The 11,324-nt window shown below is 48.0% G+C and carries 12 protein-coding genes and 1 tRNA gene; 4 read left to right on the top strand and 9 right to left on the bottom strand.

Annotated elements, in window-relative coordinates; translation table 11 throughout:
• A partial coding sequence (locus H9X84_RS10655; RefSeq protein ID WP_205142729.1) for a hypothetical protein occupies positions 1 to 289 on the top strand: 289 nt, incomplete at its 5' end.
• Between the two features lie 33 nt (positions 290 to 322).
• On the opposite strand, the gene H9X84_RS10650 is transcribed toward H9X84_RS10655, so the two are convergent.
• From H9X84_RS10650 to H9X84_RS10610, 9 genes are all read right to left on the bottom strand, one after another.
• A tRNA-Ser gene (locus H9X84_RS10650) sits at positions 323 to 410 on the bottom strand.
• A 122-nt stretch (positions 411 to 532) separates the two neighbouring features.
• Positions 533 to 1,825, bottom strand: coding sequence for a serine--tRNA ligase (serS, locus tag H9X84_RS10645; protein ID WP_205134080.1), 1,293 nt, complete (start codon positions 1,823 to 1,825; stop codon positions 533 to 535).
• A gap of 630 nt (positions 1,826 to 2,455) precedes the next feature.
• The gene (locus H9X84_RS10640) at positions 2,456 to 3,265 is read right to left on the bottom strand and encodes a Cof-type HAD-IIB family hydrolase (protein ID WP_205134079.1); all 810 of its coding nucleotides are present in this window, start codon (positions 3,263 to 3,265) and stop codon (positions 2,456 to 2,458) included.
• A gap of 231 nt (positions 3,266 to 3,496) precedes the next feature.
• The gene (locus H9X84_RS10635) at positions 3,497 to 4,342 is read right to left on the bottom strand and encodes a DUF4446 family protein (RefSeq protein ID WP_205134078.1); all 846 of its coding nucleotides are present in this window, start codon (positions 4,340 to 4,342) and stop codon (positions 3,497 to 3,499) included.
• Positions 4,343 to 4,346: 4 nt separating this feature from the next.
• On the bottom strand, positions 4,347 to 5,237 hold the full coding sequence (locus H9X84_RS10630) for a ParB/RepB/Spo0J family partition protein (protein WP_205134077.1): 891 nt from the start codon (positions 5,235 to 5,237) through the stop codon (positions 4,347 to 4,349).
• Positions 5,238 to 6,011 (bottom strand): ParA family protein, encoded by a 774-nt coding sequence (locus H9X84_RS10625; RefSeq protein WP_205134076.1) that lies wholly within the window; start codon positions 6,009 to 6,011, stop codon positions 5,238 to 5,240.
• A 108-nt stretch (positions 6,012 to 6,119) separates the two neighbouring features.
• Entirely contained in the window at positions 6,120 to 7,079 is a 960-nt protein-coding gene (locus H9X84_RS10620) for a YegS/Rv2252/BmrU family lipid kinase (protein ID WP_205134075.1), read from the bottom strand.
• Positions 7,080 to 7,102: 23 nt separating this feature from the next.
• Complete coding sequence (gene argS / locus H9X84_RS10615; protein WP_205134074.1) at positions 7,103 to 8,797, bottom strand: arginine--tRNA ligase; 1,695 nt, start codon at positions 8,795 to 8,797, stop codon at positions 7,103 to 7,105.
• 184 nt (positions 8,798 to 8,981) lie between these two features.
• The gene (locus H9X84_RS10610; RefSeq protein WP_205134073.1) at positions 8,982 to 9,188 is read right to left on the bottom strand and encodes a hypothetical protein; all 207 of its coding nucleotides are present in this window, start codon (positions 9,186 to 9,188) and stop codon (positions 8,982 to 8,984) included.
• 121 nt (positions 9,189 to 9,309) lie between these two features.
• Between H9X84_RS10610 and H9X84_RS10605 the strand changes: the two genes are divergently transcribed.
• The 3 genes from H9X84_RS10605 to H9X84_RS10595 are packed head-to-tail and all read left to right on the top strand — an operon-like array spanning position 9,310 to position 11,293.
• On the top strand, positions 9,310 to 10,266 hold the full coding sequence (locus H9X84_RS10605) for an alpha/beta fold hydrolase (protein ID WP_205134072.1): 957 nt from the start codon (positions 9,310 to 9,312) through the stop codon (positions 10,264 to 10,266).
• Positions 10,267 to 10,295: 29 nt separating this feature from the next.
• Positions 10,296 to 10,814, top strand: coding sequence for a PaaI family thioesterase (locus H9X84_RS10600; RefSeq protein ID WP_205134071.1), 519 nt, complete (start codon positions 10,296 to 10,298; stop codon positions 10,812 to 10,814).
• A complete protein-coding gene (locus H9X84_RS10595; RefSeq protein WP_205134070.1) occupies positions 10,811 to 11,293 on the top strand; it encodes a PaaI family thioesterase in 483 nt (160 codons plus the stop codon). The genes H9X84_RS10600 and H9X84_RS10595 overlap by 4 nt, the downstream gene beginning before the upstream one ends.
• Positions 11,294 to 11,324: the final 31 nt, after the last annotated feature.

Genomic DNA, 11,324 nt, shown 5'->3' with positions numbered 1-11,324 from the left:
CCGTGGACCTTTGGCGAAGCCAAAGTCCTGCCCCCAGGGAACTTCTTCGTTGATGTCTTTGACGGAGAAGGAGGGATTTGAACAGGCCGTTCAGCAAAACTTTGCGTCCGTTTACGATGGCCTGACCCTGCGCTGCTGCGCTGCGAAGGCCAAGTGGACGCGCGGTTTGCGGTTTTTTCCGCAGGAAAAAAGAATTCCTCTCGCATTCTCCGTCTCCCTCCTCCTGCCACCGGCAGCGGTCGACGGAGAATCCCGCGCCGCGGCGCTCGGGTTCTTTTTTAATAAATAAAAAAAAGACACCAACCTTCGTTGATGTCTTTGACGGAGAAGGAGGGATTTGAACCCTCGCGCCGCGTTAACGACCTATACCCTTAGCAGGGGCACCTCTTCAGCCTCTTGAGTACTTCTCCAAACAGCCTACTGCAAGTGATAGTATACCATCTATTCCGCCTTATGTCAAACCTTTTTTTCAAAAAAACAGACTCCGCCTTTTTCCAAAAGCGGAGCCATTGTATTTTTCAGGAATACGGAATTATTTCTGGATCTTTTCCAGTTTTTCCAGGCCACCCATGTAAGGACGCAGTACCTCAGGCACACGAACGCTGCCATCTGCCTGCAGGTTGTTCTCCAGCAGAGCGATCAGCATTCTGGGAGGAGCGGCTACAGTGTTGTTCAGTGTATGGGCGAAGTATTTTCTGCCATCTTTGCCTACCACACGGATACCCAGTCTTCTTGCCTGCGCGTCGCCCAGGTTGGAGCAGCTGCCGATCTCGAAGTATTTCTTCTGTCTGGGGGACCATGCTTCTACGTCTACGGATTTTACTTTCAGGTCTGCCAGGTCACCGGAGCAGCATTCCAGAGTTCTTACGGGGATATCCATGGAACGGAACAGGTCAACGGTGTTCTGCCACAGCTTATCATACCACATAGGGCTGTCCTCAGGCTTGCAGACAACGATCATTTCCTGCTTCTCGAACTGATGGATACGGTAAACGCCTCTTTCCTCAATGCCGTGAGCGCCTTTTTCCTTACGGAAGCAAGGGGAATAGCTGGTCAGGGTCTGAGGCAGGTCTTCTTCTTTGTTCATGGTATCGATAAATTTACCGATCATGGAGTGTTCACTGGTACCGATCAGGTACAGGTCTTCGCCTTCGATCTTATACATCATAGCGTCCATTTCCGCAAAGCTCATAACGCCGGTTACAACGTTGCTGCGGATCATAAAAGGAGGGATGCAGTATTTGAAGCCTCTGCCGATCATGAAGTCTCTTGCGTAAGCCAGAACTGCGGAATGCAGTCTTGCGATATCGCCCATCAGGTAATAGAAACCGTTGCCGGCTACTTTTCTGGCGCTGTCCAGATCAATGCCACCGAAGCTTTCCATAATATCTGTATGGTAAGGGATCTCGAAATCAGGAACAACGGGTTCGCCAAAGCGTTCTACTTCCACGTTTTCGCTATCATCTTTGCCGATGGGTACGGAAGGATCAATGATATTGGGAATGGTCATCATGATCTTTTTGATGCGTTCTTCCACGTCTTTTTCTCTTGCGGACAGTTCGTCTACACGTTCCGCGTCAGCGGCGATCTGTGCTTTTACCTTTTCCGCCTCATCCTTTTCGCCCTTTGCCATCAAACCGCCGATCTGTTTGGACAGTTTATTTCTCTGAGCGCGCAGGCCTTCTACTTCCTGCTTGATGGTTCTGTTTTCCGCGTCCAGTTCGATCACCTCGTCTACCAGAGGCAGTTTTTCATCCTGGAATTTTTTACGGATATTTTCCTTTACGACTTCAGGGTTTTCTCTTACAAATTTAATGTCTAACATTTTGTTTCTCCTTTCTTTTTTTCCTTTGCCTATACGAATCTCGGGGATTTCGGGGTTTTTCGGAAAATAAAAAAACCCCCGATCCCAAAAACAGGGACGAGAGTTGCTCCCGCGTTGCCACCCGCATTGCCCGAAAACAAATTTTCGAACCACTTTAAACAGCGATAAAGGGCTTACCCTTCCGGCTTTCACCGGCGGCTAAGAAAGTGGAGGGCCTTGTTCCTTCCGCCGGCTCGCACCAACCGCCGGCTCTCTGGAGGAATTCCCAGGGCTTAGTTTTCCTGTGACGACAAAAATACGTCGTTTTGCGCCTTATTGAAGAATATTATAGCACAAGGCGGAAAAAAGGCAAGCACTTTTTTTGTCTTTTTTCCGAACCCGTTCTGAATAATTCTAATCAAATTTTAATTTTGCTTTAGAGATTCTCTCAGGTTCTTATAGTATGATAGTTTTTGTACAAGGAGGCCCCTTTTCCTGTACATAAACTATGCCCCAGGACGTTTGATACGTCCGACACCCGATGGTTCCCCGATCATCGGGTGCTTTTTTTTGCGAAAAAACCGGCGCAAAGCGGCTTTCTGAGAAACAGAAACGTTTTCTCAATCAAGCACTTCACGCCGCATCATATTCTTATTTTCCGAAAATAAACCGGTCAATGACTTCCGCCACAGCGTCCTGCTGACAGGTGCCCTGTGTGATAAAATCCGCCGCCGCTTTCACATGATCCTGGGCGTTGGCTACGGCAATGCCCAGACCGGCCTTCTGGATCATGGAAAGGTCATTATCACTATCACCGATGGCAATAACCTCCTTCAGATCCACATGGGCCTTTGCCGCCGTTTCTTCCATGGCCTTGCCCTTGCTGACGCCTTTTTTCACAAACTCCAGGTAATGGGGGCCGGAAAAGAACATATTCAGCTGGTCCCCCACCGCCGGTGTCACCTCCAGCTTCAGCCGTTCCAGCTTTTCCCCGGGTCCGCTTAGCAAGCATTTCGTATAATTCCCTTCGTATTCCAGCCCGTCGGGCAAAATACGCATATCGGCATGCATGACACGGCAGTAGGCTTTTACTTCCTCTGTCATTTTTTCCGCCATAAAGGTCCGATCATCGTACAGATAAACAGCAATCCCCATTTTTCTGGCTGTCTCTACCACCGGGCGGAGAACATCAGCGGAAAAATGATGCTGTATGGTCAGGCGCATATCCCGCAGATCATAGACCGCCGCGCCGTTCTGGCAGATTACATATCCACTGCGTCCCATCAGTTTCAGCTGTTCCAAAAAACGTTCTACGCCATAGACACCTCTGCCGGTGCAGATGACAAATTCTGTGCCATGATTGACGGCCTGGATCACTTTGTCCACATTTTTCTGAGAAATCTCTGTCTCCGTTTTCAATAAAGTGCCGTCCATATCGGAAAATATCATTTTATAGGCCATGTTTCCATCCTCCTGTGTTTACATAAGTTATCCACCACTTCTCCCCTTTTTGTGGATAAAAAATCGGGGAAATGTGGACAAATCCCAGGATTTTCCCGGCAAAATGTGGATAACTTTTCGTTTTTGTGGACTTTTCCACAAGTTTTATTCACATTTCCACATTATTTCGCAGACAAAATCAATAGATGAAAGTCAACCGCCGGTCGTCCCAAAAGACAAACGGCGGTTTTCTTATTTGTCTGGTTCTTCGTTTTTTTCCTGGGGCTTTTTGATTTCTTCCTCTTTTTCCGAGGAAAAATCCTCCAGCTCCATCTGTTCCAGGATCTCTTCTTTTGAAATAGACAGCGGCGCCTCCTGGATCACCGGTGCCGTTTCCTCCGCAGCGGCGATTTTTCCCGCCTGCGTTTCCTCTTCCTGAATCTGTTCTTTTTCCGCCATAGTCACATCGCCGATGGATTTGATTTTCTCTCTGGCCTCCGCCAGCATTTCCTCCAGCTCCATCTGCTGATCCATAGCGGCATAGCGGCGTTTGAACAGCGGTTTGAATTTTACCTTCATTACCTTTTCATGCTCCGGTACATAGGCATGATCCTGCGCCATTTTTACCGCCTGCTTCTCCTCTTCGGAAAGCATATATATGCTGACGCCCATTTCAATGGGCTTAGCATAGGTAAAGGAACCGGTCCGGCTATGGATGCCGTTGAGCACCACACCATTATCCTCTCCATCCAGCAGTGCCAGGGCAAAACAGAGATTGCCGCCCATTTCCTCGAAGGGATTGTAGCGTACCAGCCCCACTTTCTGCACGTTGGACTTCATGGTTTTATCCATATCCGTTACCATATCCAGCAGTTTTTCGTATTTTTCCTCGATACTTTTGGATGTTTCAAAATATTCCTGTATTTTCATTTCCAGATTGTGGGACGGACGGCGATTGGCCCCCATAAAATAGTCGTACCGCTTTTTCTCCCTGTTGATCTTCACCAGCAGAATGATACAGAAAACCAGCAGGAACAGTACGGCAGCCCCCAGGGCGCAAAACAGCAGCGCCATATATTCCTGAAAAAAAGCTGTCATGTCGTCATAACCTTTCTGTTTCCAGTTTTTTCATCATTGTCAGCAAACGGTCCAAATCTTCCTCGGAATAGTATTCGATTTCGATTTTTCCCTTATTCTTTTTTTGATTTACCTTCACTTTTGTTCCAAAGATCTGCTTCAATTCTTCCTCAATCCTGATGTAACCAGGTTCTTTCCTCGGTGCAGGCGGTTCCGGTTTTTTCTCTTTCTGCTCCAACACCCGTTTTACCATGGCCTCCACGGCACGGACGCTGAGACCGTCCTCGATAATATGTTCCGCCAGCTCAAACTGAAGGTCTCCATTCCCAATGGCCAGCAATGTCCGGGCATGTCCGCCCGTCAGCTTATTTTCCGCCACAAAATTCTGCACACGGCTGTCCAGCTGGAGCAGACGCATGGCGTTGGCAATGGCGGGGCGGCTTTTTCCCACCTTCTCGGCGATTTTTTCCTGACTGTATCCAAACTCCTCCTGCAAACGGCGGTAGCTCTGGGCCTCCTCCATAGGATTCAGGTCCTCCCGCTGGAGATTTTCTACCAGCGCGGCGCCGAAAGCCTCTTCCTCTTCCCAGCCGCGCAGTACCGCGGGCACCGTATGCAGTCCGGCGATTTTCGCGGCACGCCAGCGACGTTCCCCAGCGATGATCTCATAATAGCCTTCCGCGTTTTTGCGTACCACCAGCGGCTGGATTACACCGTATTCCTTTAAGGACTCCGCCAGTTCCTCCAGCGCCGTTTCATCGAAATGCTTTCTGGGCTGTTTCCGGTTGGGTTCGATCTTATTGATATCCAGCTCTAAAATACCGTCTCCGGCATTCTGGAAATCTTCCATTTTATTGTTAATGAGCGCTTCCAGTCCCAAACCTTTGGCGCCCAGTCCTTTTTTCGGTGCAGCCATTTAGTTCCACTCCTTTTCCATGACTTCCTCCGCCAGCAGTCCATAGCTTTCGGCCCCTTTGGATTTGGGATCGTACAGATGGATGGGCAGACCATGGCTGGGGGATTCCCCCAGTCGCACATTCCGCGGGATAATGGTGCGGTATACATTTTCCCCCAGACTCCGTTTGACTTCCTCTACTACCTGCAAAGAAAGATTGGTACGGGCGTCAAACATGGTAAAGACAATGCCCTCGATTTCCAGATGTCGATTCAACCGTTTTTTTACCAGATTTACGGCGTGGAGCAGCTGTTCCAACCCCTCTAACGCAAAATACTCACACTGAATCGGTACCAGCACCGTATCCGCCGCCGTCAGGGCGTTAATGGTAATCAGATTCAAAGAGGGCGGGCAGTCGATAATGATAAAATCATATTGATCCTTGATGGGGTCCAGAGCTTCTTTCAATATGAATTCCCGGCCTTCCTTGCCGATGAGCTCAATCTCCGCACCGGTCAGACGAATGTTGGCAGGGATTACCTCCAGCCCCTCCACGCAGGTGGGCTGCATTACTTCAGAGATCTCCGCCTCTCCCAACAGCAGTTCATAGATGGTGCGTTCCATTTCGTTTTTCTCCAGACCCAGACCGCTGGTGGTATTTCCCTGCTGATCCGCGTCGATGGCCAGCACCTTCTTTCCCGCCGCCGCCAGACAGGCGGACAGATTGATGGCCGTAGTGGTTTTTCCTACGCCGCCCTTCTGGTTGGTTATGGCAATAACTCTTACTCTTCCCATGGTTGCTCACCCTGCCTTTCTCCCGTACTTTGTAAAGTAAATTATAGCATATTTTTTCTGTCCTGCAAATGAAAAAGAGATGTTTCACGTGAAACATCTCTTACTTTTTTATTTTTTTATGTTAACGGAAAAGGGTAATTTTGTTTCACGTGAAACAGGCTTTGGTTTAATATTGCCGAAAACAGGATATTCCTCCTTTAACACCCGCACATCCAGCGGCATTTTCGGTCCCATTTCACCATCGACCGTTGTCTCCATGATTTTGAAATTTTCATCCAGACATTCGATCCGGAAGGAATCCTCCCGCAGATAGAGAATGGCCTTTTCGTCTTTGATATGATCCCCCGTCAGCATTTTTAAGAAAACAGGCGGAATATCCAGTATGGATTTTCCCCGAACACCGATCAGCTCAAACTTCCCGTCTGTGACATCGGCCTCGGGAGACAGCTTCGTAAATCCGCCGGTGCCGGTGCTGTTCATAATCATATAAAGATAGAGATTTTCCTCTATAACCTTATCCCCCGCCGTAATCCGGAAGGGGATCTTATGGAAGTTGGGCAGCTGCTCTACGCCTTTTAAATAGTAGGAAAGGCTGCCCAAAGCGTTTTTCACATCCTTGTCCACTGTCTGGGAAACATTGGTCAGCAGACCCCCGGCGCAGACATTGATAAAATACAAATTCTCATTGACTACACCGATATCTATTTTCTGGGGCTTTGTTTCTACGATCACACGGCAGGCCTCTTCCACATTTCCGCTTTTCAATCCTAAAAAAGTAGCGAAATCGTTGGCAGTACCGGAAGGGATGATCCCCAGAGGAATCCGAAGACCACGGTGCATCAGGGCATTCAGTACAATATTGATGGTGCCGTCGCCGCCGGAGGCTACCACAGCGTCATAATCCTCGTCCATTTGGGCAATATGCTCCTCGATATCCCCAGGTGTCAGCGTACGGAAGGGGTGTACCTCGTAGCCGCCCTTCTGAAATATACCGAAACAGACATCCAGATCAAACTTAAAGCTTTTGTTTCCGGAAAATGGATTGTAAATCAATTTCAGTTTTTTCATTCGGTCACCCTCCTCGAAAAACATTACATCTGTTCCGGCGCCTCAATCCCCAATAACGCCAGACCTTCCGCCAGAACGGTCTTTACCGCAACTACCACAGCCAGTCTTGCCTGACGAACTTCCGGCTCACTGTTCAGAATAGGATTGTCATGATAGAACTTATTGAATGCCTGAGAAATCGCCACCAGATGGCGGGTCACCAGATAGGGCTCCAGCTTTGCGGCCGCGTCCTTAATTTTTTCAGGGAAGGCTTCCAGCAGTTTGCAGACATCCATAGACGCCTCATCCGCCAGCTTGCTGTAATCCAGTCCATCCAGAGTGAATTCCGGCGCTTTTTTCAGGATACTGCAGCTTCTGGCATGGGTATACTGTACATAAGGCCCTGTCTCCCCGTCAAAGTTCAGCATTCTCTCCCAGGAGAACACAACATCTTTGATTCTGGTATTATACAGGTCATTGAAAATAACAGCGCCAATGCCTACTTTCTTGGCTACCTCTTCCTTGTCCGGCAGATCCGGATTCTTTTCTTCAATGATCTTTTTGGTTTCCGCGATGGCCTGATGCAGCAGATCCTCCATCAGCACCACATTCCCGTGACGGGTAGACAGCTTGCCGCTGTCCAGACTAACCAGACCAAAGGGCACATGAATTAGATCCTTGTACCAGTCATAACCCATTTTATGGATAACTTCAAACCACTGGGCAAAATGCAGATTCTGGTCCAAAGCGGTCAGATAAATACACTTGTCAAAATCGTATGTTTTCTTCCGGTACAGCGCCGCTGTAATGTCTCTTGTAGCGTAAAGGGTACCGCCGTCCTTCCGGATAATCAGGCAGGGAGGCATATTTTCCTCGTCCAGCTTTACGATCATCGCCCCTTCGCTTTCCTCCAGCAGACCTTTTTCCTTTAATTCTTCCACAACGGGCGCCATTTTGTCGTTATAAAAGCTCTCGCCCGTATAAGCGTCAAATTTTACGCCCAGCATATCATAAACACGTTCAAATTCCTTGATGCTGATGTCATAAAACCATTTCCAAAGTGTCAGAGCCTCTTCGTCTCCGTTCTGCATTTTTACAAACCAAAGTCTTGCTTCGTCTTCCAGTTCCGGCGCTTTTTCCGCTTCGTCATGGAATTTTACATAAATCCGCATCAATTCCTGTATGCCTTTTTCTTCTACGGCTTCTTTGCTGCCCCATTTTTTATAGGCAACGATGAGCTTGCCAAACTGTGTGCCCCAGTCTCCCAAATGGTTGACCCCTACACAGGTATAGCCCAGCGCCTTATAAATCTGGTACAAAGCATTGCCGATCACTGTAGAACGCAGATGGCCTACATGGAAAGGTTTCGCGATATTGGGAGAGGAATAGTCAATGACAATGGTCTTTCCCTCACCCATATGGCTCTTTCCATAGTTTTCCTTTTCTGTCAGTACACTTTCCAGCACCATTTTAGCATAAAAATGCTTGTCCATAAAAAAGTTGATATATGCCCCTACGATCTGCACCTTTTCGATAAAATCAGGCTTATGCAGTTTTTCTCCAATTTCCGCCGCGATCATAGGCGGCGCCTTACGCAGTACCTTTGCCAACTTAAAACAAGGAAAAGCATAATCCCCCATTTCCTTATTTGCGGGAACTTCCAATGCTCCATATATTTCCTTCGCATCCACACCTGACGCTTCTGCCAGACATTTCGCCAGTTCCATTTTCATATCCATACTTACAAACCTCCGAATATTGGTTTACATAATTCAAAATCACAAAGAAAAATGATCTGCTTTCTTTTGTCAGATTTTGCTTCTGTTCCTAACCTATTTTCTTTCTGCCATGGCTGCATGCGAATACCATAGCTGTCCTATGATAATTTAACATAAAATCCGCGTAAAATCAACGTTCTTTCCCTTAGAATATCCGAAGGATGGATCGAAAAATATCATCCATATACTGCTGCATGAATTGGAGCACCAAAACAAGGGCCGCCAGGTAACAGCCAAAGGAAATGACCTTCTGCAAATTGCCGGACCAGCGGGATGCCGCCAGTACCTCCAATATGGACTGAACGCAGAGAATCAAAAACAGCTGTCCCGCCAAAGTCATGAATAAATCCACCAAAACGCCTCCCCGCTCCAAAAAAACTTCATTCTATCCTATGAAATACCCCCTTTTCAAATGCCGCTTTTCGGTTCATAATAGTAATACAGAAATTTATACTGGAAAGGAGGCTTTTCCCATGATGAAAAAAATACTCAAACAGTTTTCACTTCCGCTGGCAGCTTCATTGGGCGCCACTATGGGCGCGCTGATTCTTTATCAATGCGTGACCCTCCGTCGGGCCAATCAAAAAGAAAATCTGTCCTCCTGCCAGAAGCAGGAGTTTTATGGAATAGAAACAGCCTTTGAAAAAAGAGGATACGGGAAAAAACTGCTTCTGCTCCACAGTATTTTTCCTGGAGCCTCTCGAATGGAATGGGAGAAAGCAGCGGAAGCGCTTTCGAAAGAGTACACGGTTTATACCATGGACCTGCCCGGTTTCGGACAGTCCCAACAGCCAAAAAAACCTTGGACGGCTTATCAATATGCCGCCTTTCTTCATGACTTCGTTCAAAAAGAAATTTCCGGAAGCGTTTCTGTCCTGGCAGCCAACAGCAGCGCTGACCTGGCGCTGATTTGGTCTATGCTTTATCCCGAAGATCTGGAAAAGCTGGTGCTGATTTCACCAGAGGGCTTTGGCCGTGGATTTGCCACAACAGAGGATATGAAACCGCTGAAAATGCTGCTTTCTCCTGTCATAGGGACCCAGCGTTTTCTGCAGGACACCAAAAAAAGCCGGCTCAAATCCATGCTGGAGGAAATGTTCTACGAAAAAGAACGTCTGGACCCCGATTTTCTGGAGGCTGTTTGCCAAAACGCCCGCCGGGGTGCCCATGCCCAAATGGTCTATGCGGCCATAAAAACAAGATTCGCGGCGGCGGATACAAAAGACGCCTTTCATCGTCTGGAAAAGCCATTCCTTCTGATCTGGGGCGAAAAAAACATCGCCAATCCCTGGCAGTACATGGAAGAAGCGGAAAAAACACGGAGCAACGGCGAATTTTTATTGTTTGAAAATACTGCTGCGCTGCCCCATATGGAAAACACTGCCGCTTTTGTCTCTTCTGTAACTCAGTTTATAGACGAACAGCGGTAAAAAACACAAAAGAAAGGCAGGTCTTTGATTTGAATTTTAATGAGATCCCTGGGCTTTCCCAGGAACATATGGAAGCCTGGTTCCGGGAAGGGACCGGACCGGATTCCCCTCGGCTGAAAAACGGCGTCATCGCCAAAATGAAACCCTCCTTTGTCAGCTGCGATTTTTTGGCAGGAGAAAGCGTTATGTCCTTTCAAGTGCTGGATTGGGAACTGAACCCTCAGCAAATGATCCATGGCGGCATTACGTCCACCGGATTTGATACTTCTTTGGGCATGCTTTGTCATTACTACGCTTCTCCTAATATTTTGACCACAGTCAATCTATCTACTTCTTTTCTGCGGCCCATCCGTTTGGGAGACACCATGTTCTTTCACAGCAAGATCAAATCCTTCGGCAGAAGCCTGGTCACCATGGACGGCGAAGTTTATCTGAAAAGCAGCGGCAAATTAGCGGCAACGGCAACAGGTACATTTAAAATCCTGCACTATAAGACAAAACAAAAATTACTGGCCCAGAAGGCCGCGGAAGAAGGGAAGTCCTTATGATTTATTTAACAGAAGAACACTCCTCTCAGGAAGAAATGCTGGCCTGGCTGAAACAGCTGGAAAACCCGGAATTTGGTCTGATAAAAGACAGTGTCCTGCAGCTTCTTCAGCCAAAAGTCATTTCCTGTGATTATGAAAACAGAACGGCGGAATTTGCCTTTGCCGTACAGGAATGGCAGCTGAACCCGGAAAAAGGCCTTCATGGCGGCATTATCGTCACAGGCTTTGACGTATCCTTTGGCCTGCTATGCCATTACTACGCCAAACAGCATATGATCTCCACCATCTCCATTGATACCACCTTCTTAAAGCCGGTCATGGAGACGGATACCATCCATTATAAGGTCCGCATCAACCGTATGGGCCATACCATCTACCACCTGACGGCGGAAGCCCGGCTGGAGCGGGATGATATCCTGGCGGCGGTATCCAACGCCACCTTTATGAAGCTGGAGCAGACATTCCCTACCCCCGTATAAAAAAAGAGCATGGCCCCAAAAGGGCCCATGC

This window comes from Anaerotignum lactatifermentans, assembly GCF_016902535.1.
Taxonomy (GTDB): Bacteria; Bacillota; Clostridia; order Lachnospirales; family Anaerotignaceae; genus Anaerotignum; species Anaerotignum lactatifermentans_A.
The sequence above is the reverse complement of the archived record's forward strand: the minus strand, read 5'-3'. Positions and strand labels throughout refer to the sequence as shown.

Bases quoted from the DNA above. Each gene is read 5' to 3' on its own strand.
- H9X84_RS10630 (WP_205134077.1), bottom strand. From the start codon at position 5,237: ATGGCTGCACCGAAAAAAGGACTGGGCGCCAAAGGTTTGGGACTGGAA.
- H9X84_RS10595 (WP_205134070.1), top strand. From the start codon at position 10,811: ATGATTTATTTAACAGAAGAACACTCCTCTCAGGAAGAAATGCTGGCC.
- H9X84_RS10640 (WP_205134079.1), bottom strand. From the start codon at position 3,265: ATGGCCTATAAAATGATATTTTCCGATATGGACGGCACTTTATTGAAA.
- H9X84_RS10635 (WP_205134078.1), bottom strand. From the start codon at position 4,342: ATGACAGCTTTTTTTCAGGAATATATGGCGCTGCTGTTTTGCGCCCTG.
- H9X84_RS10605 (WP_205134072.1), top strand. From the start codon at position 9,310: ATGATGAAAAAAATACTCAAACAGTTTTCACTTCCGCTGGCAGCTTCA.
- argS (WP_205134074.1), bottom strand. From the start codon at position 8,797: ATGGATATGAAAATGGAACTGGCGAAATGTCTGGCAGAAGCGTCAGGT.
- serS (WP_205134080.1), bottom strand. From the start codon at position 1,825: ATGTTAGACATTAAATTTGTAAGAGAAAACCCTGAAGTCGTAAAGGAA.
- H9X84_RS10620 (WP_205134075.1), bottom strand. From the start codon at position 7,079: ATGAAAAAACTGAAATTGATTTACAATCCATTTTCCGGAAACAAAAGC.
- H9X84_RS10625 (WP_205134076.1), bottom strand. From the start codon at position 6,011: ATGGGAAGAGTAAGAGTTATTGCCATAACCAACCAGAAGGGCGGCGTA.